This is a genomic window from Kineosporia babensis (assembly GCF_021129305.1).
In the GTDB taxonomy this organism is placed as follows: Bacteria; Actinomycetota; Actinomycetes; order Actinomycetales; family Kineosporiaceae; genus Kineosporia; species Kineosporia babensis.
In genome coordinates, this window is record NZ_JAJOMB010000018.1 from 148923 (window position 1) to 172778 (window position 23856).

A 23856-nucleotide genomic window follows, 5' to 3' on the forward strand; every position below is an offset into this window, starting at 1 on the left:
CGGCGGGACGCGTGAGCAGGCCGGCCTTGGCCAGCATCGAGAACGTCATCCCCGTCTGGAAAGTCCTGGAGAACCTTGCCGTGATCAGACTTACGCAGATCAGTCTGCGCAACCGTGCCGTGATAGCTCTGCTGACCCTGCTGGTCACGGTGGGTGGGGTGATCTCCGCCCTGTCGCTGAAGCAGGAGTTGCTGCCGTCGTTCTCGGCCCCGCAGATGTCGGTGCTGACCACGGTTCCCGGGGCCAGCCCGGAGATTCTGGACGAGGAGGTGGCGGTGCCGCTGTCGGCGGCGCTGGGCCGGGTGGACGGGGTCACCGGCGTCACTGCGGTCTCCTCGACCAGCGTCTCGTCCATCGCGATTTCCACCGACTACGGCCTGGACGAGGCCGAGCTCACCACCGATCTGGAAGCAGCGATCGAGAGTGTTCGCGCCGGCCTGCCTTCGGGGGCCGAACCGGAGCTCAGCGCAGGCAGTCTCGACGACATGCCGGTGATCTCCCTGACCGTCTCCTCGCCGGACGCGCCCGATGTGCTCAGCGCGAAACTGGCCGACAGCGTGGTGCCCGATCTGGAGGCGGTGGAGGGAACCCGGGAGGTGACCATCAGCGGCGGCCAGTCCCAAGAACTTCTGATCAGCCCGGACCCCGCGAAGCTGGCCCGGGCCGGGCTCACCAGCGCCGACATCACCACCGCGCTGCAGAGCAACGGTTCGCCGCTGCCGGCCGGAAGCGTCTCCTCCGACGGCGAGCAGCTGGCCGTCACCGCCGGCAGCGTGCTGAGCAGCGTGAAGCAGATCGAGAACCTGCCGCTGATCGGGGCGAACGGAACGGCCACCCTGGGCGACGTGGCCACGGTCGAGGTCCAGGACGCCGAGGCCACCTCGATCACCCGGACCAACGGTGAGAAGGCCCTCTCGATCGGGATCACCGCGACCAGCGATGCCGACGTGGTCGCCCTGTCCGACGCGGTGACCGAGCTGCTGCCCGGCCTGGAGGCAGACCTCGGCGAGGGCGCCGCGATCACCGTGGCCAGCGACCAGGGACCCTACATCGCCGAGTCGATCGAGCACCTGGCCGTGGAGGGCGGGCTGGGCCTGCTGTTCGCCGTCGTGGTGATCCTGGTGTTCCTGTTCTCCGCCCGCTCGACCCTGGTGACGGCGATCTCGATCCCGATGTCGATCCTGGTCACCTTCGTCGGCCTGTACCTGTGGGGCTACTCGCTGAACATCCTCACCCTGGGTGCGCTGACCATCGCGATCGGCCGGGTGGTGGACGACTCGATCGTGGTGATCGAGAACATCAAACGGCACCTCGAACTCGGCGAGGACAAGCTCGCCGCGATCCTCGGCGCGGTCCGGGAGGTCGCCGCCGCGGTCACCGCCTCCACCCTGACCACGGTCCTCGTGTTCCTGCCGATCGCCCTGGTCGGCGGGATGGTCGGCGAGCTGTTCCGGCCCTTCTCTCTCACCGTCACGATCGCCATGCTGTCCTCGCTGCTGGTCTCCCTGACCATCGTCCCGGTCCTGGCCTACTGGTTCCTGAAGGTCCCGCAGGGGCCGGCCCGGCCGGTGTCCGAAGAGGAACCCAACCGCCTGCAGAAGGCGTACCTGCCGCTGCTCAAGGCGACCCTGCGTCGTCCATTGGTGGTTCTGCTGGCCTCGATCGTGCTGCTGGGCGCCTCCCTGTCGCTGCTGCCCCGGCTCAGCGTCGAGTTCATCGGCAGCACCGGCGAGAACAGCGTGACCGCCACCCAGAGCTTCGACTCCAGCCTCAGCCTGGAACAGGTCACCGAGCAGGTGGCCCTGACCGAGAAGGCGGTCCGGGCGGCCGAAGGAGTCCAGGACGTCCTGGTCACCGCCAGTCTGGCCGGCGCTTCTGGCGCGACCGGCGGCGGGATGCCCGGCCCGCCCGGCTCCGGGACCTCCGGGGACACCACCGCGAACTTCACCATCACGACCGATGAATCAGAGGACGTCGGCACCGTCCAGGATGCAATTCAGCAGCAGGTCGACACCTTGCCGGCCGCCGACGAGATCAGCCTCGGCGCCGACGGGGGAGGACTCGGCAGTTCCACCGTGGACGTGGTGATCACCGCCAACGACGAGCAGTCGCTGGACACCGCGGCCGCCCTGCTCATCGAGGCGCTGACCGACGTCCCGGACACCACGGACATCACCAACGACCGCTCCGCCGACCAGCCGTCCGTCGAGGTGGTCGTCGACCGCCAGGCCGCCGCCGGGCACGGACTCAGCGAGCAGGCCGTGACCGGGATGGTGGCCGCCGCGATCAGCCCGGGCGCAGCCGGTTCCGTCACCATCGAGGGCACCCAACTGGCCATCTACGTCGACGCGGGCCAGGACGTCTCCAATCTGCACCGCTTGGAGACGATGCAGCTGATGCCCGGCGTGGCGCTGAACGACATCGCCGAGGTGCGGGAGGTCACCACCCCGGCCAGCGTCAGCCGCGAAGACGGCTCCCTGGTCGCGACGGTCGCCCTGACCCCGGCCGAAGGCAAGCTCGGCGACGTGCAGAACGCTGCCCAGGACCGGATCGACGGCGTGGACCTGCCCGACGGCGTCCAGGTGGAACTCGGCGGGGCCAGCGAACAGCAGAGCGAGGCGTTCAGCTCGCTCGGCCTGGCCATGCTGATCGCCGTCGGCCTGATCTTCGTCCTGCTGGTGGCGATCCTGCGCTCGCTGCTGCAGCCGCTGATCCTGATGGTGTCGATCCCCTTCGCCGCGATCGGCGCGATCGTGCTGCTGTTCGTCACCGGGACCCCGCTGGGGGTGGCCGCGCTGATCGGGATGCTCATGCTGATCGGCATCGTGGTGACCAACGCGATCGTCCTGATGGACCTGATCAACCAGTACCGCGACCGGGGGATGAGCGTGGCCCAGGCGGTCGAGGAGGGTGCCGGCCGGCGGGTGCGGCCGATCGTGATGACGGCCCTGGCCACCATCTTCGCGCTGTTGCCGATGGCTCTGGGGGTGACCGGCGGCAGTGGGTTCATCTCCCAGGCGCTGGCCGTGGTGGTGATCGGTGGTCTGTTCTCCTCCACCGCCCTGACCCTGCTGCTGGTGCCTGCCCTGTACGAACTCGTCGAACGCCGCCGGGAGCGCAAGGACGACCTGCCGGTCGTGCCCGAGAAGGAGCCGGTGACCGTGTGAACGAGTACCGGGTGAGCAGGCCTCGATCCTGCTCACCCGGTCAGGGCCGGCCGGTACGGATCGGTGAGGATCATCGGAGTCCGGATTGACGCTGCGTCATGGTGGTGGTCCGCTCAAGCCGGTGGGCCCGGGTGCCGATCTTGCGTTCGGCCGGGGTAACGGGGGAGTGATGCAGGAGACGGCGCAGGCCGGGCGCCACGGGCCGACGGCCTGGTGGCGGATCCCGTCGCGCGATGCCAGCGAGGCTCGTGCTCGCTGGGTCGTGGCCATGACGGTCCTGGCCACCGCGTTCGTTTCGGCGCCGCCGCTGGTGGCCACGTCCGAAGCGCCGGTGTTGATGGCAGGAATCACCGCCGGCGTGGTGGGCTGTTTCGGCCTGGTCTATCACCGTGCCCGGGTGCCACTGGTGGTCGATGTCCTGCTCGCGCTCGCCTTCTTCGTGCTGCTGGGCCTGGCCGAGATTCCGATGCACGCGTTCGGGCTGGGATTTCAGGGCATCCTGCTGCTGAGCCTGCTCAGCAGCACCCGGGCGACCGTGGTCCGGGCGATCGTGTACCCCCTGGTCTTCCTGGCGGGGACGTTCTTCTGGGCCGAGCGGCAGGCGGTGGTGGACCAGCTGGTGCTTCACGCGGCGCTTTTCGGCGGTCCGATCAACCTCCTGTGCGTGAGTTTCCTCGGCGCGCAGCTGGCCCTGTCACTGCGCGCGCTGGACGCGAACTCCCGCCGGCAGCGGCTGATCTCGGAAACTGGCAGCCAGCTGATCGGGATCACGGACGCGACCCGGATCACCAGGGTGGGCTGGCAGGCGCTGCACGCCCTCGCCGCCGAAACCCCTGGACTGCGCGTGGTCCCGGTGGAGCGGGTGCGGCCCGAGGACCAGCCCGGGCGGCTGATCACGTACGCGGCCGGTCCGTACCCGAACCTGCTGGTCTCCAGCGCGGTCGACCTGGACTCGCCCCAGCTGGAACAGGCCCTGACCGATCCGCTGGAGGACGGCAGCCGCTGGGTTGTCCTGAGCCGGGCCGAGATGCCCACCTTCGTGGTCGGGGTGGGGCATTCCCGCGAGCCTGCCCGGGCCGTGCTCGACGCCGCCGAGAGCTTGATCAACCAGGTGGTGCTGGCCTACCGCAACAGTCTGGCGCACACCGATCTGCTGCAGCAGGCCCGCACCGATGCGCTGACCGGCCTGGCCAACCGGCAGGGCTTCACCGAGGTGACCGCCCAGCTGCTGGCCCGGCCCGAGCCGGTCCCGCTGACCATGATGTTCGTCGACCTGGACAACTTCAAGGCGGTCAACGACAACCTCGGTCATGCGGCCGGGGACGAGCTGCTGATCCGGGTCGGCGAATTACTGCGCAGCGTGGTGCGCGGTGCGGACGTGGTGGCCCGGCTGGGCGGGGACGAGTTCGCCCTGCTGCTGAACGGGGTCGATGCGCAGACCGGCCAGCGGGTCGCCGACCGGATCGTGCTCGGCGTCTCGACTTTCGCCGGTGACCCGGAGGGCCGGTACCGGATCGGGGCCAGCATCGGGATGGCTCATGCGCAGCCCGGCAGCGACCTTGCCGACCTGCTGATCCGGGCGGACGTGGCGATGTACCGGGCGAAGACCGCGGGCAAGGGGCGGGTGCAGTTGTGGCAGCCGGGCCTCACGGTCCCGGGGTGAGTTCAGGTCGGTGATTGAGGACGGTTCGGGCACCCTTGCGGGGCCCGAACCGCTTGGCGGGGAAGTGAGTTATTGCGGCCTGGGTGGGGCGATGGACGGGCCGGCATAGGTACGTGGTTCCAGGCTGCTGGGGTCGAAGCCGAGGGGCAGGCCGCTGACCCGGATGACGGCTTCCTCGGCGTCGCGCAGTTCGAGGTAGTTGGTGCTGAACCGGATACCGGGAACCACGCTCGGGACATGGACGAAGTAGGCGTACCCTCGGGCCCGGACGTGGACGTCTGCCTCGGTCGCGCTGCGTTCCTTGACCGACCAGTCCAGGGTGCCGTTCAGCGGCAGGTCCTTGATCTCGGCGAAGAAGAGCCGGTTGGTGGGAAAGCCGTCACCGGTGACCCGGGCGATCAGGGTGGGGTCGGCCGGCATGGCCGTGGACCAGACCATCCGGGACTCGCCCGCAGCCAGGTCGGCGCTGACCTTCTGCAGCGTCGCGATGGTGCCGCCGAAGTGCTCCAGGGTGACCAGCGCGGTGGTGCTGACAGCCCGGCCGGAGTTGGACAGCCACAGCTCCAGTCGCTCGTCGTGGTGCCGGAAACTGGCCAGCAGTGGGCTGAAGGCGCGCTGGGCGAAGTAGTAGCCGGCCTTGGGCACCAGGTCGTGGTCGATCACCGACCAGCTGAAACCGGGCCAGACGTCGTTGTGCTGCCAGATCAGGGTTCCGCTGCAGTGCGGCTGACGCCGGCGGTAGTGCTCGATGCCGAACTTCAGGCCCTCGGCCTGGGAAGCCATGCTGGCGTGGATGTACTCGTGGATGTTCTGCGGGCGGCCGGTGACGATGTCCAGCACCGGGTTGTGCTTGTCCTTCGGGTGGTCCTTGTTGTGGGCGTCGAAGGCCGGGCTGTGCAGGGTGAGCTGCTCCTGCGGGATCCAGCGGGCCAGGGTGGCGTACTCAGGGGCGGCGTGGATGCCGAACTCGCTGATGAACTTGCCGTTGTCCTCGGCGTAGCGGCGGTAGAGCCGGGCCTGGCCGACGTCGGGCAGATCGGGGGCGCCCATGCCGAACTCGGAGCCGTGCCAGACCTCCCAGGCGTGCCGGTCACCGTCGAGCTTGCCGTTCGGTGCGCGCACGCCCTCGCCGAGATCCTCGCCCCAGGGGCTGCCCGGCCAGTACGGGGTGGTGCCGTCGAGCCGCTCGACCGTGGCAGGCAGGATCTGGTGGAAGAAGTGCCAGCCCCAGTCACCGGGGTCCTGGTTACCGAAGGTGTAGCCGTGCACCGGGTGGACCTCGTTGTTGCCGCACCACAGCGCCAGGCTCGGATGATTGCGCAGGCGCCGGACCTGGTACTCGGCCTCCAGCGTGACCTCGTGCTGAAGGGCGGCGTCCCCGCTGGGGTAGTCGATGCAGGCGAAGGCGAAGTCCTGCCAGACGAGTACCCCGGCCTGGTCGCAGGCCTGGTAGAACGCCTCGTCCTCGTAGATGCCGCCACCCCAGACCCGCAGCATGTTCATCCCGCCCTCACGAGCCAGCTGCACGAGCTGCTGGCGGCGGGAGGCGTCGACACTGCCGATGAGCTGGCTGGCGGGCAGCCAGTTGGCCCCGCGGGCGAACACCGGCACTCCGTTGAGCAGGAAGCGGAAGTAGTTGCCGCCCTCGTCGTCGGGCGAGCGATCCAGAGTCAGGGCGCGGATCCCGATCCGGTCCTCGACCTCGTCAAGGACATCGGAGCCCTCAAGCAGCGAGACCCTGACCTCGTACAGTGCGGGATTACCGAGGTCGTGCGTCCACCACAGCTCGGCGTCGGTGATTTCGCAAGTACTGAAAGCCTTTCCGTCCTGCACCGGAAGGACGAACCGCTGTACCGACCCGGAAGGTGCCGTCAGCGTCACGACCGCGGTCAGCGGTGAGTCGGCGGCGAAGGCCTCGACCTCCACCTCCAGGCCGAGCTGGGCCGTGGTTTCCTGCACGGAGAGTGTGCGGATGTGGTGGCCGAGCAGCCGGGCGCGGCGCTCGTGCCGGATCCGGACCGGCCGCCAGATCCCGATCGAGGGCACGCGCGGCCCGAAGTCCCACCCCCAGCTGAACGCGGCCTTGCGGCGTTGGGTAGCCAGGGGCAGGACCGGGCTCGGAAGCCCTCCGCCGTCGGTCATCACGTCGGCGACGGTGAGTTCGACACCAGGCGGGGCGTACTTCTCGATCAGTTTCCCGATCTGGTCCTGGGCGGCCTGGGGTACCGAGAGCCCGGCCAGCGGTGGGGAGAAGCGCAGAACGAGCCGGCCGGAGCGTCCGGTCACGTCGAACTCGGCCGGCCGGAACATGTTCTCGTGGTGGCCGAGCAGTTCGTCGTCCAGCCAGACGTCGACCACGGTGTCGAGTCCCTCGAAGACCAGCCGCACACGTTCGTCCGGGGCGGTGTCCAGACCGGGCAGCTCGGTGCGGAACCACCAGTCCCGATCTTCCACCCAGCGGACGTCCTGCTCGTTGCGGTCGTGGAACGGGTGACCGATCTGGCCTGCGGCCAGGAGGCTTTCGTGGACGCCGCCGGGAACGACCGCGGGTGCCCAGCCTTCGGGTGGTGGTATCGGGCCGCCGACCGGTCCCTGCGCGAACTCGAACGATGTGAGGTCCAGTGTCTGCATGAGGTGCGCAACTCCTTGGCTTGCCCGAATGGGGCATCCATCGAAACTCGAGTCGATAGGTCATGTCAATTGCGAGGATCTCTCATGTTGTAGAGTTTGTCGCCGTGGGACTACGAGAGATCAAGGCCAAGCGCACTCGGGACACGCTGCACCAGACTGTGGTCGAGCTGGCCGAGCGGGACGGCTACGACGCGGTGACGGTCGAGCAGATCGCCGAGGTGGCGCAGATCAGCGTCGCCACCGTGTACCGCTACTTCCCTAACAAGGATGCGATCCTGCTGTACCCGCTGGCCGAGGGGATCCGGGGACTCACCGACAACCTCAACGCCCGCCCCGAGGACGAGCCGATCGGCCTGGCCCTGGGCCATGCGCTGCACGAACTCATGGAAGAGAGCTGGGACGCCGACGACCTGGTCCTGCGGCTGCGGGCCCAGCTGGACCTGGCCCCGGCACCCCGGGCCCGCCTGCTGGACATCTGGTACCAGGGCCGGGCTCTGCTGGAGGCGGCGATCGCGCGGCGCGCCGGGCTGGAGAAGGCCGACCTTCGGGTCGGCCTGGCGGCCGGAGTGACTCTGACCGTGCTCCAGATGGCGCTGGACGTGCACCGCGACCAGATGCCCGAGGCCCCGACGGCCCAGCTCGCGGACCATCTTCTCGATCTGCTGAACGCCTCGGACGCGCTGTTGCCCACTCGCCAGGAGGGCTCGGGCAAAAACTGAGAGGGTCTATCAGTTTGATCTGTTAGCCTGTTGTTCGTCGCCCGGTGCCGTTCGGTGGTCGGTGGCGGCCCGTTCGAAGTGGTTCCGGCTCTGTCCCGGCCCTTTTCGACCGCCCGGCGACGAGCCGGATGTGACGGTGCATCCCGCAGATCGATCCTTGTCCTTCCGATGAAGGAGACCCATGTCCTCGATTCCGCACAACGGTGCCCCCGGCCCGTCCCCCGGCGACCTGGCCGCAGTCAGCGGGCGGCGCTGGTGGATTCTGGCCGTCGCTTGTCTCACCCAGCTGATGGTGGTGCTGGACGGCAGCATCGTGAACATCGCACTGCCCACGGCACAACAGGATCTCGGCTTCTCGGACGGCAATCGGCAGTGGGTGATCACCGGATATGCCCTGGTCTTCGGAGCGCTGCTGCTGGTCGGCGGACGGCTCGGAGATCTGCTCGGATGGCGGGCCACTTTTCTGACCGGGCTGGCGGGTTTCGCCGTGGCGTCCGCAATCGGCGGTGCAGCAAACAGTTTCGGCATTCTTCTGGCCGCCCGGATCGGTCAGGGCGGGTTCGGGGCGTTGCTCGCGCCGGCGGCGCTGGCCTTGGTGACGTCCGCCTTCACCGATACCCGGGAACGGCATCGGGCCTTCGCGTTGTTCAGCGCGGTCACCGGAGCCGGCGGGGCGATCGGCCTGGTTCTCGGCGGAGCCCTGGCCGAGTTCCTCTCCTGGCGCTGGTGCCTGTACGTGAACCTGCCCCTGGTCCTGATCGCCGCCGTCGGTGGCCTCTGGCTGCTGGAACGACAGCAGGCTGGTGAGCAGCCACCGCTGGACCTGCGCGGCGCCCTGCTGAGCGTGACGGGTCTGGTGGCGCTGGTCTACGGCTTGTCCAACGCCGAAACGGCCGGCTGGAGCGATGGTTCGACCCTGACCTGGATCTTCGTCGGGCTTGGCCTGCTGGCCGCCTTCGTCTGGGTACAGGCCCGGGTCGAGGCCCCGCTGCTGCCGCTGGGCATCGTGCTGGACCGCAATCGCGGTGGCTCGCTGATCGCCCTGTCGGTCGCCGCTGCCGGTCTGTCCAGCCTCTTCCTGTTCCTGGTCTACTACCTGTCCACGATTCTCGGATACCGGCCCCTGACCACCGGCGTGGCCTTCCTGCCCCTGGTCGGCGCGATCGTGGTCGCGGCCCAGGCCGGGCCCTTCCTGATCGGCCAGGTCGGGCCCCGGGTGCCGGTGACCGCCGGCTTCCTGATCGCGTCGGTGAGTTTGTTCTCCTTCACCCGGCTCGGTCTGGCCAGTACCTACACCGGAGACGTCCTGCCCGGGCTCCTGCTGGTCGGTGCGGGGATCGGGTTGGTCATGGCTCCGGCGATCACCGCGGCGACCGATCGGGTCGAGCACGCGCACGCCGGGGTCGCCTCCGCCACCGTCACCACGGTTCAGCAGGTCGGCTACTCCATCGGCACAGCGGTTTTCAGTGCGGTGGCGGCCGGTGCCGCCGACGAATACCTGTCGACCCGCACCGGACACGATCCCCGGGTCGTGGCCCAGTCGCTGGTGGAGAGCTATACGGCCGCGTTCGGCTGCGCTGGCTGGATGTTCGTCCTCGGCGCCCTGGTCTGCTTTCTGGTGCTCCGGAGTGGGCCGCTGACCCGTGATCCGGACAGCCCGATCACCGTGGCCCACTGAACCGGCCAGCCGTGTCCTGGGCCGCGAAACTGCTCTCAGATCAACGGAGCTGTGCCTGGCGGTCGGTCCTGGCCGCGGGAGTGCTGGTGATCTCCCTTCCGCCGCAACTCCTGCCGCGGACCGGCCTGACCCAGGCTGTCGTGGGTGCCCTGGCGTTGCTGCAGGGGTATGTTCTGGCGATCATCGCTCAGGCCGGACTGCGCCGGAAGCGGTTATGGGCAAGAGAGTTTCTCGGTAGCAGCGTCCGGGTTCCGTGGCTGATGAGTGGTTTTCTGCTGCTCCTGGCCGCAGGCATCACGCACGGCCGGGCCCTGACCGCGAACCAACGTTATGGTCTTCCGGATCCGTCGGCCGGGCAGACCGTACTGGTCATGGTCGGGTCCGTGGCTCTGGCCGGGGGAGTGGTCCGGCTGACCGGGGTCCTGCGCCGCCGGTCCGGACGGACCCTTCTGGTGATGGTCGGCATGACCGCGCTGGGCCTTGGACACGTGGTGCCTGGGCGGATGAGCACGGCCGGAGACGACTTCCTGTCCGGCCTGCGCCCAGCCGCCGAGATCAGTTCGGTCACCGGCCGCGAAAGTTCCCAGCCGATCAGGGTCTACGTTCCGCTCAGAACCAGCGGGGCGGAAACTTCCGATGCCCGCGCCTCGGAGGCAATCCGGCGTCTGCAAGCTGCGGGCGGTCTGAGCCGGCGGGCTGTTCTGGTGGTGGTGCCGACCGGATCCGGATGGGTGAACCAGCGTGTGGTCGAGCGGGTCGAGGAGCTCTACCACGGCGATCTGGCCACGGTTGTGGTGCAGTACTCGGCGGCGCCCAGCTGGCTGGCCTTCCTTCGTGGCGGGGACGGGGTGGAGGACTCGGCCGCGGCCCTGACCAGGGCAGTAAGGGAACAGGCGAGTCAGCTTCCCCGGCGGGAGAGACCACTACTACTGGCCTACGGCGAGAGTCTGGGCGCCGTAGGCCTGCTCCCGACCGCTCAGGGCGACCCGCTGGCCGGGATCGATGCGGCCCTGCTCACCGGCGTCCCCGGGCAACCGGTCCAGCCCCGTCCCGCGGTGACGGTGCTGAATCACAGCGATGATCCGATTCCCGGGCTGGCCCCGTCGTTTCCTTTGGGGCCCTCGCTCTCCGCTCTGGCCGATGCTGCCTCGGCCTTGGAAGTGCCAGTCGGGCACGGTCATCGGTACGGGGCCGAGACGGTGCACCGCTGGTGTCTCAGGATGCCCGTCGGCGTGTGCCCGGACCGCCGGCACCTGCGCCTGCCCGGACCTCCGTAGGACTCAGGCCATCGTGGTGACCAGGTCCAGCAGGCAGTCGCGGCCGGCCTGGGCGTCCTGGTCGGTGAGGTACTGCACGACCAGACCGTCGTGGGCGGCGACGAAGGCCCGGGCCAGAGCCTGTGGTGTGCGGGTGAGTTCCTGACCGCAGTCCTGGGCCACGGCAGCGATGATGCCGGCGATCGCCTCGTTGACCGACCGCTGGTGCTCCTGCAGCGAGGCCCGCAGGACCGGCTCGCGCAGAGCGGTCAGCGACAGTTCGGCGACGAGGTGGTGACGTTCCGGGGCGGAGGTCACCGACTCCCACAGCCGGTCGACGAAGAACCGCAGACCGGTGGCGAAGTCGGCCGCGGCCGGTGGTGCGGCGGCCTGGACGTCGGAGAGGATCTCCTGCGTCACCGCCAGCAGGACGGCCTTGTGCAACTCGTGCTTGCTGCCGAAGGCGTAGTGGATGGTCGCCTGTCCCACTCCCAGCTCGGTCGCCACTGCGCGGGTGGTGGCCGCGGCCACCCCTTCCCGCATCATCAGCTCGGTGGCCGCCCGGACCAACTGGGGGCGCCTCTCATTCACCGGGACATGCCGCACCTGCCCGAGAGTACGCGATCGGCCCGGGCCACCCCTCACCCGCGGCTCGAGGTGTGAGCGATCGCCTCAGTGATCGTCGTACCGGGGAAACCGACGCGGTCGATCAGCGGCTGGACCAGCCCCGGGGCCCGAGCCACCAGGGAAAGCCGGCGCGGCGTGGTGATTAGGCGGGCCCGGCGCTCGATGCCGGCCACGATGTCCCGCACGACCTGTTCCAGCGGAACCATCGTCCACAGCCCGTAGGGATCCTGGGAGTACAGCGTCCGGCCTGCCTGGTCACCGCGGGACTTCTCGGTCATCGGGGTCGGGAAGAAGGTCGGGTGCGCGCTGCCCACGTCGACCCCGAGATGGCGAACCTCCAGACGCAGGCTGTTGCACAGCGCCCAGACCCCGGCCTTGCTTGCGTTGTAAGGCGTCTGCAGCGGCGAGTGCACGAACGCGGCCATCGACGAGATCGCCAGCAGGTAGCCGTGGCGCTGCTGAACGTGCGGCAGAGCAGCCCGGAACGTGCGCCACACGCCGTTGAGGTTGATGTCGATCACGCGTTCGTACACATCCTCGTCGAGCGTGGACAGCGGAGCCATCGAGTCCACGCCCGCGTTGGCGACGACGACGTCGATCCGGCCGAAGTGCTCGGCCGCCGCGTTCATCGAGTTCTGCAGACCGGCGAGATCGGTGACGTCGGCGGGCCAGCCCCGCGCAAGGTTCGGCCCGGCGAGGTCGGTGCTCTGCCGTTCCAGCGCGCCGGCGTCCAGGTCGAGCAGGGCGAGGCGGGCTCCCCGGGCTCTCAGCGAACGGGCCAGTGCGGTGCCCAGCCCTCCGCTGGAACCGACGACCGCTACGACTTTCCCGGTGAGGCTCTGACCGCTCATGAATTCACTTCTCCTCAGGGTGATCCGGTGAGAGGCCCCAACTCTAGGCAAACTTGTTCGATCGAACAATGCGAACGACTAAGTCGAACGAACAAGTTGTTTCGCCGGCCCATGGAAGGACGACCGTGGGCCGGTGAAGATCGACTGGGCAGATGTCGTGGTGCGGGCCGGGCGACTACGCGCAGCCGGCCCGGACGCGGTCAAGAAAGTGCACGGGGCAGGGGGCCACCGCTTCCGCTTCGCCCCTGGCGGAGGCAGAACCGGCCGAAGCAGAACGGCAGTTCGTGACCAGACTGCTAGACGCGCGGCGGACCCTGGCCGAGTGGCAATGGGACTTCGCGCTCACCGAGCCGGAGTTGATCCTGAACTACGACCGGGACCGGTTCCAGCTCTCTCCCGCGGAACTACTGGAGGTGCGCCGGACCCAGCGGGAGTACGTCGAGATCTGGGTCCAGGTGATCGGGGCCGCCGCGCCCGCTGGCGACGTGCGGGTGGACCGGACCCGGGCGCACGCGGTGATCGGGCTGATCAACGCGGCGCCCCGGATCCCGCGAAGCACCGGCATGCGTCAGAGCCGGGCGGCGCTGGCCGAGATGGCCTGGGGGCACTCGGGCTTCGCCCGTTCTAGGCCGTTTCCGGTCGTTCGTTGGCTCGGCAGGTTCTCCAGCGCTACCTGCCCAGCCGGGCGGCGAAGGTCTCGGCCACGGCCCGCACATCCGCCTCGGCCAGGGGAGTGGGCTGCTGGGCGGCGCTGAAACACAGACCCTCGATCACCGAGTACAGGTGCAGGGTCTCGCGCCGCAGTGTGTCATCGTCGACGTCCTGGCCAACCAGAACGTCTCGCAGCAGTGACTCCACGGCGGCCTTGGCCTTGGTGGTGACGGCGGCAATGTCCGCGGCCAGCTCGCGGTCGGTGCGGGCGAGGACCCGGTACTCCACGAAGGCGATGTTCTCGCGCCGTTCCTGCTCGCTGAACGGGACCGAGAACCTCACCAGGTCACTGATCCGGGTGGCTGGGTCGGCGGACAGGGTGCGGCTCGCGGCGCGCTCGAGGGCTCGCTGGGTGAGCGCGCCGAGGGTGAAGCGCATCATCTCGCGGGTGTCACCGAAGAAGTGCCGGATGCTCCCGATCGCCAGGCCGGTGCGTTCGGCGATCCGGGACAGGCTCACCGAGCGCAGGCCGTTCTCGACGATCTCGGCGATCACCGCCTCGGCCACCTGCTCGCGCCGGGCGACGGGGTCCACGATTTTCGGCACAGATCTTTTATAGCAGGGCCGTGCTAATCTTTATGGCATGGTCATGCTAAAAAACATGCCCCGAGACCCCGACCACCGGAAAGGCGTGCGCAAGCTGAACCGATGGGCGCTGCCGCTGGCCGCAGCGCTCCTGCTCGGAGCCTGCACCTCGGCCGACGACGAAGCCCCCGCCCGGTCCCTGGACGACTACTACGGACAGAAGATCTCGTTCGGCAACTGCGAGGAGTTCGCCACGACCGCGTCCGACGCCGGGTACCTGACAGCCGCCGAGGCCGAGTGCGGATGGCTCGAAGTCCCCCTCGACTACTCCGAACCCGAAGGTGCGACCGGAAGAATCGCGGTCTCCCGCGTCCCGGCGCGGGGTGAGAAACCGATCGGATCAATGGTGCTCAACCCCGGCGGCCCGGGCGCCCGGGGTGTCAGCTTTGCCGCCCTGCTGTCCCAGGCCTGGGCCCAGAGTCCGGTGACTGAGAACTTCGACCTCGTCGGGTTCGACCCCCGGGGCACCGGCGCCACCACCCCCGCCGTCGACTGCTTCACCGACGCCGAACGCGACTCCGACGCCCTGCCCGGCGCCATCCTCGGGCTGGGGACGGCGGACCCGGTGACGCTCGCCGACCGGTGCGCCGCCAGCGTCGGTGGCAAGGACGTCCTCGGGCACATCGGAACCCGGGACACCGCTCGCGACATGGACGTCCTGCGCGCGGTTTTGGGTGACGAGAAGCTGACGTACACCGGAGCCAGCTACGGCACCCGTCTGGGGCCGGTGTACGCCGAGATGTTCCCGGACCGGGTGCGGGCGATGGTGCTCGACGGGGCGGTGGACCCCCGACAGCCCAGCACACAGGCCTACCGGACCCAGCAGCTGGCGGGCTTCCAGCGCGCCTTCGACAAGCTGGCCACGGCCTGCGCCGAACAGGACTCCTGTCCCCTGGGAACCGATCCGGCCCAGGCCACGGCGCAGTTCAACGATCTGGTGCAGCCACTGGCCCAGAACCCGGTCCCGGCTTCGGGCGGGCGGTCCCTGGGCTTCGTCGCGGCTGTGGACAGCATGGTCTCCACCCTCTACGACAAGGCGCAGTGGCCGCAGGCGATCGCCGGGCTCACACAACTGCGCAAGGGCAAGGGTGACGTCCTGCTGGAACTGCGGGACAACCTGCACGGTCGTCAGGAGGACGGCTCCTACGTCGACTTCCTGGAGGCGACCTACGCGATCAGTTGCGCGGACGACGAGCACTTCACACCCGAGGAGAACTCCGCTGCGCTGCAGGCGTACTCCGACGCCGCACCGTTCATGGCCCCGCCCTCACCGATCGCCGCGGCCGTGCCGGACGACTGCGCCGGCTGGCCCGAGCACGACCCGGTCGGGCACCCGTACGCGGTCGGCATCGAAGGGCTGCCGAACACCCTGACGGTGTCGGTGACCGGGGATGCAGCCTCACCGCACGAGTACGGCATCAGCCTGGCCGAGACGCTGGGCGGCGACCTGCTGACCGTCCACGGTGACCTGCACGTCGCGACGATCGCCGGGAACGAGTGTGTGGACGATGCGGTAGCTACCTACCTGGTCGACCTGAAGGGGCCCGGGCCCGGGGCCGAATGCTGGCTCTGACCGGGTCGCTCGCCCCTCCTTCAGGCTGAGCTCGTCATCCTGAAGAAGGGGCGAGCGTATGTGAACCCCGTGACGACCAGAACTTCTACCGCAACTGACGTTTGGCGTACTCCGCCGGGAGCTCCCGGATCTCCACGCTGACCTGAACCTTCGGCCCGAGACCCGGCACCAGCGCGGCCAGGATCGCCTCGGCCAGCGCCTGTCGGGTCTGCGGCGAACGGCCCACGAGCAGCCGCAGTTCGGCGTGGACGAACGTGGCCTCCGGGTCGTCGCTGCCGACCAGATGCTGGTCGGCCTGCCGGATCCTCGACTTCAGGTCCACCGGCCGGCGCACCTCGCCCGAGTCCAGCATGGCCTGATGCGCGCTGCGCAGCATGCGGTCCTGGTCCGAGGGGGGTGAGCCCGGTTCCATGTTCAATGATGAGGTGCGGCACGTGTGCAGACTACGGCCTTGCTCCGGTGCCGATTGAGGTGCCGGCAACTTCGCGGTGCGCAACTCGGACGATTTCGCTGACCTCCCGAATTGCCTGCTCACGTGAGACCGGCGAATACGCCTGCTACTGCGCCTGGACCCCCAACCCCGGTCCCGGTCGGGACGCTGGTCAAGATCGCCGGCCGCCGCTGGACGATCGAGGAATCCCTCGCTGCCGGAAAGCAACTGGCCGCTGCCCGACGACTACCGGTCCTGTCTGCTGTACGCGGGCTCGGGCGGCGCCGGTCCGCACTACGGGGTGTGCCGCCTGGCCCGCGGTGAGGACGGCCGCTGGTTGTGGACGAGCTGGAGCGAGGGCGAGACCGACCTGAACTCTCTGGCCCACCCTTTCGACCCAGACTGCGTCAAGGACGAATTCGCGCGCTACGACTCCGAAGAACCGCCCAGGGAAGACGTCGTGGCCTGGGACGCCTGGGACAACCGCTGGGACGAACTGATGGCGCAGCAGACCCGCGGCGCCGTTCTCCTGGCCCATCAGGGGTGCGGGTACTGGGACTGGCTGGTCGTCAGCGGCCCCCGTCGTGGCTCGGTCTGGGACGACGCCCGCGGCGTCGATGTCCCGCTGAGGCAGTAGCCCAACGGCGACGGGTTCGGCCGCTGGTACCTGACCTGGCTGGAGCGCGCCGAGGCCGAGGTTCGCAGCGCCTGAGCCCGCCCCTATCGGCGAAGGCGACGGAAAAGATCCCGCTCCAGAGGATCGACCTGCAGCCGCGGTATCTCCTTGGGCGTTTGTCGGTGGTGCCGAGCTGCGCGCGGGCCCGGGGGGCGGGCGCCGTCCCGGCGCCCGGCGGGCATGCCGCGAGGGCGCCGGTCCCACCGGCCACCGGGCCACATCCGCCCCGGTTACGAGCAACAGATCAGGCTTCGATCAGCCCATCGAACTCCCCACGCTTCGCGCCGGCCAACCACGAGGCGAAACCGGCTGGAGCGGACCGCAGCGTCGGGCCCGCACCGATGGCCTTGGTGTCTCGAATCTCGATGGCTCCTCCAGCGCAGCGCATCTCGACGCATGCGTTGTCAGGTCCGCTCTTGCTGGCCTTCACCCATGGTGAGGGGTTGGGTGTAGGGGTCATGACGTGAACTCCTTCATCGGGATGGATCTCTTGCGCATGTCCTGGAACATGGCCGAGAAGCGCGAAACCTTCTGCTGCGCTTCAAGATAGTGAGCGTCTACCTGGTTCTCGGTGTAGACGATGCTCGGTTCGTTCTTGCCCGCGAACTCCATCAGGGTGAAAGCACCGGACATCCAGCGATGCAGGCCGGCCGAGAACGGCCACACGCGCAGATCGACCACGCCCCGGTCTGCCAGGTCGAGCAGATGTGTACGCTGATCGGCGAGGATCCGATGAGTGCCCAGTTCGACGCGCAAGGCCGCCTCGTGCAGCACGAACCGCAGACGCGGACGGTCCCGGCACTCGAAAACACGCTCGCGCCGCTCCAGTCGGAATCGCAGGAGAGCATCTCTCCGCGCGCGGGGAAGCTCGCCAGCCAAATCAATCACGCACCGGGCGTATTCATCGGTCTGAAGGAGCCCCGGAACCTTCTCTACGCTGTAATCGGAGATCGACCGCGCACTTGTCTCCAGATCGGCGAGCATCGACAGGTCACTCGGGATCATGTCGACGTAACCATCGGTCCAGCCCCGTAGTTTCGCGCCGCGCGCCAGGCTCACCAGGTCGTCAATATGCGACCGATCCAGCCCGTACGTGAAACCCAGCGCCTGAACATCAGCGGGCTTCGCCGCGGTCCGACCCGACTCAATCCGATAGATCTTCGTGACGTCACAGTCCAGCGCCAGCGCCGCATCCTTCTGACTGCGACCCGCCGCCACCCGGGCAGCACGCAGCCGCCCCGCCAGCCGACGCTGGGGACTGTCCGGGGTTTCCGGACAGTCCCGTTCCGGGGTGAAGGCCCAGGCCTCTCTTGGCAGGAGCTATCCGTCTGGACAGGTCGTTACTGTGGTCAGCCTGGTCTGCTCGGTCAGCGACAGGATGCGGAGGTCGTCACCGCTGCGGAGCATCACCGTCTCTGCACCCATCCCGACCAGCATTCCGCATCCTTTCTCGCCGGGCGCAACGACCTGGAGCAGCGGCGGAGGCTCTGCGGCCTCGGGGGCGAACCACGTCAGTCCTACCGCCATCGCCAGAAGGCAGAATCCGCCCACCGTCAGGCGTCGTGCCCACAACAGGCGGCGCTGTGCGAGAAACGCCTCCTCCATGCTCCAACGTCGCAGGCTCTCCGGTGTGACGACGGTGTTGTCACCGGGCACTCCGGACGCCGCACTGATCGCCTTCAGCGTGGCGGTCACCAGCAGGGCCGCCGTAAGACCCAGCAGCACGGCGACGGTCACGGCATAACCGGTCTCCAGGTCGGCGAAGCTGTCCCTGCCCTTGACCAGGAGCACCGTGCCGATCAAGGCAGTCAGGCCGGACAGCCCGGCCCGCCAGGCCTCGGCCTGCTTCCGCACGATCTCGAGCTGGTGGCGGTGCACATCGCGGGCCTGATCGGCCCACCAGCGAAGGTCGTTCACGTGAGCAGGACCGTCCACTGCGCTCCGCAGCCCTCGTAACGATCGTCCTGCGGCCGGTTGGGGTGAGGCCGGCCGCACTCGCAGATCATCGTCGTGGGCTCGTCGGGGACGGCCAGTTGCGGGGCCGTGTGGCGGCGCCATCCCTTCTGCCCGCCGCTCGCCAGGGGCCAGGGCGTCTCGGTCCGGCCCTGGCAGGCTGGGCAGATGCCGGAGACCAGGATCTGCCGGTTCCGCTCGTCGACGAGGGGTGTGAAGCCCTCGGTCTGCAAGGGATGGGTGCTGGGCTCAAAGTCGATGGGCTGGTGGTTCGGGTTCACCGGCGGGTCAGTCATCGGATTCCTCCAGCAGGTCGATCTGGTAGCCGAACAGAGGTGCAAAGCGCCGCAGGCGGGAGATGACGGTTTGGACCGGGTCCCCGACCTCCTCGACGCAGCGCGCGAGGTGCGAGCGGGAGACGTTTCCGGACAGCACCGGTGCCTGGCCGTCCAGGTACTCGGTGATCACCAGAAGGTCCTGCCAGAAGACGATCTGGTCGTCGCAGGCCTGCGCCGGGTACTGTAGTTCGACTCCGAACGGGGTGAAACGGGCCAGCCGCTGGTGCGCCTGGGACAGGGTCCAGCCGTACCGGCCGGCGATCTGCACCAGATGCAGCGCTGTCACCTCGCCCAGAGTCGACTCGATACCGAACTGGTCCACCTGCTGCAGGATCTCGGCGTCGTGACGGTCGGCGGGCCGGTCGGTCAGCATGGCTTGCTGGGCCTGGTCGAGCTCGGGCAGGTGGGCTCCGAGCGCCCGCCCTGGTTCCAGCCGTTCGAGGTATTCGGCGATCGAAAGACGATGGTAAAGAGCCGTATCCGCGAGTCGCATCGGGTTCAGCGACCAGGAGAGGCCAGGCAGGCGGGGTTGTCCGTAGTGTGGTTCATCAGTGAGCACGTCGAGATCGAGATCGCGGCCATGAAGGGTCGAGCTCCGAACCGCTTCGGGCAGATCGGGTATGCAGGTGGCAGGTAGCACCTTGGTCAGAGTCTCGAAGGCTTCGGCCACCGAGCAGTCGAACATGCTACTTGTGTCGACCACCTCTGCCGCGGAGACGACATGCTGCTCGGCGAGAATGGTGGCGAGGCGGCCGTACCGGCCGAGTTGCCTTTCGAAGTCAGGTTTGTGGCACGAACCGATGCGGCGCAGAACTCTGCTCAGCCCTTGCCACCCCGTGACCACTTCGGCCTGGTCCCGATGGTAGTCGGTGGTCACCAAGTGGTCCGCGATCAGGTCGTTTTCGTCTGGGGTGAGCTCCGGGCCGTCGAGTTGGCTGGGTTCGGGGAGATTGAGGAATCCCATTGAGCGCAGACGTTCCAGACCGTCGACGATCTCATCGACCGTGTGCTTCAGTCGGACTGCGAGCAGATAGATATGCAGCTGCGTCAGCTGATCGCCCGCGTTCTCGACGAACTCCAGCGCAGCACGCTCGATGTCCGACATATCTGGCGGGTACTTTTCCCGGCCCACTACCCGAAAACCTAGCGGCGCGAAGAGGTCGTAGCGCTCCAGCACCTCGCCGACGGTGCAACTCAGGTCGACGGCGAGTCGCAGCACCTGGATGGGCCGGACGGCCAGCGACATGGTCAGCTCATGACTTCTGTACAAGCCGGTGAGTGCCTTGACATCTGCGTCGTCGCAGACCCGTTCGAGAAGTTCGGTTCCAGCTCCTTCGAGGGGTGAGATCCACCCTACCGGAACGAGTTCCCGCGACCGCTTCACCACCTCTCCGAGCGATGCCTGCAAATTCCGGGACACCTTGGCCAGGTGCCCGGCCAACGCCGTCCGGCGCTCCTGCCCCGGCGGAGACCAGGCCAGCACCGCAGGCAGCAGAGCTGCGTTCTCCGTCTGCTCCGGCAGGTCGGTGTCGCGGTCGACGAAGCGGTGGTGACGCACAGGCGGCAGTTCGCGGGCCGAGCTGAGGTCGAGCCCGACCACTGCGTAGCGGCGTAGTCTGCGCAGCAGTTGGACCGGGGTCTCCACTTCGTCGACGAGGACGTCGACCAGTTCAAGCGCGTGCGGTCTTCCCACCCGGACGGTGCCCCTGCCGGTGAGGGCCGCATCCCAGAGTCTGGTCAGCAGCACGCCGTCGATCGGCCCGGGCACGGCGAATCCGTCGGTCTCAGCGGCCATGGCCAGGCCCCGGCCGGTCAGCGCCGACGAGAGACCCGACCAGACAGCAGCCCGCCAGGTCGGTAGCCATTGGTCGGAGGCATCGAAAGACGGTCCGGTCCGGCCGTCCAGAATGTACTCGTCCAAGGGGAGGCACCCGACCCGCAACGCCGGCGCGGGGCGGGCATTGCCCCAGGGCGGCTCGACCGGAAAGGTCTTTTCGGCCTGGGCCAGCCCTTGGTAGATCTTCTCGGCCACGACCGGCATGCTCTCGCTGACCTGCCACAACCACGACAGGGTGAGCCGACCCCAGTCGAGCACCGTCGGCAACGAGTCATCGATCTGCTGATCCACCCAAGCCTGGTCCCACGCCTGCAGAGTGTTCCGGTCGACACTGAACTGCGGCACATGCTTGTCGCGCAGGTTCACCACCAGGCCGTACCGCTCCTCGTTGGTGCGAATGCCATCGGCGAGCAGGGCGCCCACGCCGTCGACCCACCACAGGTCGTCCTTGTACTGCCTTTGCGAGCTCACTCCTGGCAGCGTGTGCAGTTCGCCCGGGACCCAGATATCCTTCGTGTTCCCTTCCTGCGCCTCGACGCGAAACTCCGATACCCACAGAAATTCACGCAGGCTGCGCGCGGCGAACAGTTCCTCGTCCAGGTTCAGGTACAGCCGGATGATCGTGCCTCCCATCGGAAGTCGCTTCCGGTCCGCCTTGCTGATCTGGAAAAGGCTTCCGCTGCTGGCGATCTGCGCCTTCACCTCGGGGCCCTCGGGATCGCCGTCCGGGTCGACCGGCCGGGTCCAGATCTCGATCTCCTCGGCGATCATGAAGTAGCTGAACACCCCCACCCCGAACTGGCTGTTCGGGATCAGCCGTAGCGGAGGTTTCAGAGCGCTCCACTTCGCCTGCTCCATCCGGAACTGGGCGCGGTGCACGAAGCGGTCTCCGGCGCTGGCGAAGGTGTACCGCAGCACGTCCTCGCTCATCCCGACCCCGTTGTCCTCGCACTCGATGTACGCCCGGCCGGTCTCGTCGCGGTCCTGCCGGAAGACGATCGTGCCCTCCCAGGGGGCCACCCGGTTACCAGTTCTGTCGCAGTACTCCCGCCGCACGTTGCGGTACCGGCATGCGTCTAGCGCATTCTGGTAGAGCTCGCGAAGGGCGAGCTTCGGGTCGCCGTAGAGCTGGCGTCCCATCAGCAGTTCGCGGATCTTGTCGTCGGAAATTCGGAACCGGGGCAGGCTTTTGTCGAACATTGGCTGGCCGTCGGCATCCACAGCGGGCCGAAGCATGGAGCGGAGCTCCTGGGGGCGACTCTCGGTCAGGCCTGGGTCCGGCTCCAGGCCGGCGAAGACCGTGGTGGTGCTGCGCACGCGTTTGAACACCTCGGTCAGCGCGGCGTAGATCGCCGCGTGGTCGCACCCCGGCGCATTGAGGGTGATGGTGTTGTCCTGGCGGGTCCAGCGGGTCTGCCTCAGCGCCGCCTGCACGGTGGGAACCGATACCTCAGAGCTGATTCCGATGTGGTCGACCACGACGGAGGGCATGCGCCGCGGATCGGCGGCCATCGCCCCGGACAGGACCAGGAACCCGGCCAGGGCCCGGAACCTCGAGTCGAAGGCCGTGCTCCTGACCTTCTCCAGCAGGGGGCTGTCGGTGGGATCCGCGTCCACGCACTGGCTCAGTACCTGGAACATCAGCGCTGTCTCATGGCCACTGACCGCGCCTGGGGCGGTTGCGCTCACCTTCGTGACCAGATCCTTGCAGAGCGCCTGCACGGTGGCGTCCTTGGCCGGGGCCGGGCGTTCGGCCAGCCAGCGGTGCACCAGCCACAGCGCGAGAGCGTCGCGGGCCACGAGGTGATCGCGCTTGGCCAGTCCCTCGGCCCGTCGGCGGACATGCTCGTGCAGGCCGTGCGTGAGTTCCAGATCATGCCGGGCACCCTCGTCGTACCGTCGGGTGAAGTCGTCGGGGCTGATCTCACCGGCATCGACCAATCCGTTTCCCAGCGTGACCTCCCGGATGAACGGTGCGCTGATCACGGCGGCCAGTTCCAGGCCGGAGAGCAGGGCGGTCTGCGGCAGGCAGGCCTCGAGGGCACCGAGCACCCGGACCGGGTAGTTCTGGTCGCTCCACTCGTCCTTCATCCCGGACCGGAGCTTGAAGCGTTCCTGCGAACGGCTCCAGCGTTCGGCGCAGGATCCAACCGTCGCCTGGACTGCGCGCTTGATCTCCTCGACGGCGGGGGCGGGCAGAGCGGTGCGCTTCCAGAGGTCGGTGTTGCTGGCGGCATTGCGCCAGGCGTCCCCCACCTTGTCGCCCTCGCAGATCAGGATCTCCTCAGGCGGCCCTGGAACGTTGGAGGCGATGGCCCGAACCGGCGTCTGGCGTTGTGCTCCGTCGCCCCGGTACGTGCGGGCCATCTGGGTCTCCACCGCGCGGAAGACCGCGTCGAGGGTGCGGGCGGAATGACGCCGGTCCAGCGTCTCGGCGAAGGCCTTGGTGAAGTGGCTTCCTTCCGGGCTGAAGCGTGCGCTCTCGCCCACCAGACAGCTGTTGATCACGACCAGCGAGCCCTTGGGAGGTGAGGGGAGCCCTTCGTTGACCACCATCGGTTCGGTCAGTGGCTGACTGCGACAGGCGTCGGCGACGATCAGCACCAGGCGTGCCCGGCAGGCCCGGAGATCGCGGGGGACCACCGGGACCAGATCGTCGGGGTAGGGGCCGTTCGGGCCGGCGTAGGCGTCCTGTGGCACCAGGTAGCCGCGGCCGTCGATCACCACGCCGTGGCCGGAGAAGTAGATCAGCAGGACGCCGTTCTCGGGGGCCTGCTCGAGGGCCTGCCGGATCTTGCGCTGGATCCGTCCCGCGGTGGGCTGCTCATCGCCGAGACCGAACGGTTCGACCTGGTACTCACCCTCACGCAGGACCCGGGTCATCAGCCCGAGATCGGCCCGGACCGGCTCGTCCAGTGAGCTGAACCTGTCCTGGTCGTCGTAGGCCGGCACACCGATCAGCAAGGCTGTTCGCTGTTCCACAACTGTGTCCTTTCGGTGCTCCGAAGACCAGTGAGCAGGGAGCCGCCCGTGCCGATAGTGCCTCACGAAAGCGATACAAGGTGTCCGATTCGAGAAAAGTGGCCATTTTGCCATGTCGGCCGGGTGGTGTGAGCCCGGCGGTCCTGGCCAGCTAGGATCCATTGGCTCGAAATCATCCG

General features: G+C 68.3%; 18 protein-coding genes. 8 read left to right on the top strand and 10 right to left on the bottom strand.

All coding sequences use genetic code 11. From position 1 onward, the window contains the following. The first annotated feature begins 11 nt into the window (after nucleotides 1–11). Nucleotides 12–3167 (top strand): efflux RND transporter permease subunit, encoded by a 3156-nt coding sequence (locus LR394_RS28400; RefSeq protein WP_231447633.1) that lies wholly within the window; start codon nucleotides 12–14, stop codon nucleotides 3165–3167. A gap of 85 nt (nucleotides 3168–3252) precedes the next feature. Then, a complete protein-coding gene (locus LR394_RS28405) occupies nucleotides 3253–4830 on the top strand; it encodes a GGDEF domain-containing protein (protein ID WP_231447634.1) in 1578 nt (525 codons plus the stop codon). A gap of 69 nt (nucleotides 4831–4899) precedes the next feature. Here LR394_RS28405 and LR394_RS28410 read toward each other — a convergent pair whose 3' ends face one another. Continuing rightward, the gene (locus tag LR394_RS28410; protein ID WP_231447635.1) at nucleotides 4900–7461 is read right to left on the bottom strand and encodes a glycoside hydrolase family 2 protein; all 2562 of its coding nucleotides are present in this window, start codon (nucleotides 7459–7461) and stop codon (nucleotides 4900–4902) included. Nucleotides 7462–7565: 104 nt separating this feature from the next. Between LR394_RS28410 and LR394_RS28415 the strand changes: the two genes are divergently transcribed. The 3 genes from LR394_RS28415 to LR394_RS43270 all read left to right on the top strand — a co-directional run bounded on the left by LR394_RS28415 (nucleotide 7566) and on the right by LR394_RS43270 (nucleotide 11135). After that, entirely contained in the window at nucleotides 7566–8180 is a 615-nt protein-coding gene (locus LR394_RS28415) for a TetR/AcrR family transcriptional regulator (protein WP_231447636.1), read from the top strand. Nucleotides 8181–8361: 181 nt separating this feature from the next. After that, a complete protein-coding gene (locus tag LR394_RS28420; protein WP_231447637.1) occupies nucleotides 8362–9858 on the top strand; it encodes an MFS transporter in 1497 nt (498 codons plus the stop codon). Nucleotides 9859–9944: 86 nt separating this feature from the next. Next, nucleotides 9945–11135 carry an alpha/beta-hydrolase family protein gene (locus LR394_RS43270; RefSeq protein WP_231447638.1) on the top strand — a complete coding sequence of 397 codons (1191 nt, stop codon included), beginning with the start codon at nucleotides 9945–9947 and terminating at the stop codon, nucleotides 11133–11135. Nucleotides 11136–11138: 3 nt separating this feature from the next. On the opposite strand, the gene LR394_RS28430 is transcribed toward LR394_RS43270, so the two are convergent. Both LR394_RS28430 and LR394_RS28435 read right to left on the bottom strand, forming a co-directional pair. Continuing rightward, nucleotides 11139–11705: a TetR/AcrR family transcriptional regulator gene (locus LR394_RS28430; RefSeq protein ID WP_231447639.1), complete on the bottom strand. Its 567-nt coding sequence runs from the start codon at nucleotides 11703–11705 to the stop codon at nucleotides 11139–11141. A gap of 50 nt (nucleotides 11706–11755) precedes the next feature. Continuing rightward, complete coding sequence (locus LR394_RS28435; RefSeq protein ID WP_231447640.1) at nucleotides 11756–12592, bottom strand: SDR family NAD(P)-dependent oxidoreductase; 837 nt, start codon at nucleotides 12590–12592, stop codon at nucleotides 11756–11758. A 284-nt stretch (nucleotides 12593–12876) separates the two neighbouring features. Between LR394_RS28435 and LR394_RS28440 the strand changes: the two genes are divergently transcribed. Beyond that, nucleotides 12877–13347, top strand: a complete 471-nt coding sequence (locus LR394_RS28440; RefSeq protein WP_231447641.1) for a hypothetical protein — start codon at nucleotides 12877–12879, stop codon at nucleotides 13345–13347. On the opposite strand, the gene LR394_RS28445 is transcribed toward LR394_RS28440, so the two are convergent. Beyond that, a complete protein-coding gene (locus tag LR394_RS28445) occupies nucleotides 13262–13849 on the bottom strand; it encodes a TetR/AcrR family transcriptional regulator (protein WP_231447642.1) in 588 nt (195 codons plus the stop codon). The two genes, LR394_RS28440 and LR394_RS28445, sit on opposite strands and share 86 nt — an antisense overlap. Before the next feature lie 55 nt (nucleotides 13850–13904). Here LR394_RS28445 and LR394_RS28450 point away from each other — a divergent pair, with 55 nt between their 5' ends. Continuing rightward, nucleotides 13905–15461: an alpha/beta fold hydrolase gene (locus LR394_RS28450; protein ID WP_231447643.1), complete on the top strand. Its 1557-nt coding sequence runs from the start codon at nucleotides 13905–13907 to the stop codon at nucleotides 15459–15461. Nucleotides 15462–15546: 85 nt separating this feature from the next. On the opposite strand, the gene LR394_RS28455 is transcribed toward LR394_RS28450, so the two are convergent. Then, a complete protein-coding gene (locus LR394_RS28455) occupies nucleotides 15547–15837 on the bottom strand; it encodes a tautomerase family protein (protein WP_231447644.1) in 291 nt (96 codons plus the stop codon). 355 nt (nucleotides 15838–16192) lie between these two features. On the opposite strand from LR394_RS28455, the gene LR394_RS28460 reads away from it, so the two are divergent. Continuing rightward, nucleotides 16193–16528 carry a hypothetical protein gene (locus LR394_RS28460; protein WP_231447645.1) on the top strand — a complete coding sequence of 112 codons (336 nt, stop codon included), beginning with the start codon at nucleotides 16193–16195 and terminating at the stop codon, nucleotides 16526–16528. 283 nt (nucleotides 16529–16811) lie between these two features. On the opposite strand, the gene LR394_RS28465 is transcribed toward LR394_RS28460, so the two are convergent. The 5 genes from LR394_RS28465 to LR394_RS28485 are packed head-to-tail and all read right to left on the bottom strand — an operon-like array spanning nucleotide 16812 to nucleotide 23791. Further along, entirely contained in the window at nucleotides 16812–17027 is a 216-nt protein-coding gene (locus LR394_RS28465) for a DUF397 domain-containing protein (protein ID WP_231447646.1), read from the bottom strand. Next, complete coding sequence (locus tag LR394_RS28470; RefSeq protein ID WP_331283113.1) at nucleotides 17024–17884, bottom strand: helix-turn-helix domain-containing protein; 861 nt, start codon at nucleotides 17882–17884, stop codon at nucleotides 17024–17026. The genes LR394_RS28465 and LR394_RS28470 overlap by 4 nt, the downstream gene beginning before the upstream one ends. Nucleotides 17885–17887: 3 nt before the next feature. After that, on the bottom strand, nucleotides 17888–18484 hold the full coding sequence (locus LR394_RS28475; RefSeq protein WP_231447648.1) for a hypothetical protein: 597 nt from the start codon (nucleotides 18482–18484) through the stop codon (nucleotides 17888–17890). Continuing rightward, a complete protein-coding gene (locus tag LR394_RS28480) occupies nucleotides 18481–18816 on the bottom strand; it encodes a relaxase family protein (RefSeq protein ID WP_231447649.1) in 336 nt (111 codons plus the stop codon). The genes LR394_RS28475 and LR394_RS28480 overlap by 4 nt, the downstream gene beginning before the upstream one ends. Beyond that, a complete protein-coding gene (locus LR394_RS28485; RefSeq protein WP_231447650.1) occupies nucleotides 18809–23791 on the bottom strand; it encodes an HD domain-containing protein in 4983 nt (1660 codons plus the stop codon). The genes LR394_RS28480 and LR394_RS28485 overlap by 8 nt, the downstream gene beginning before the upstream one ends. Nucleotides 23792–23856 lie beyond the last annotated feature (65 nt).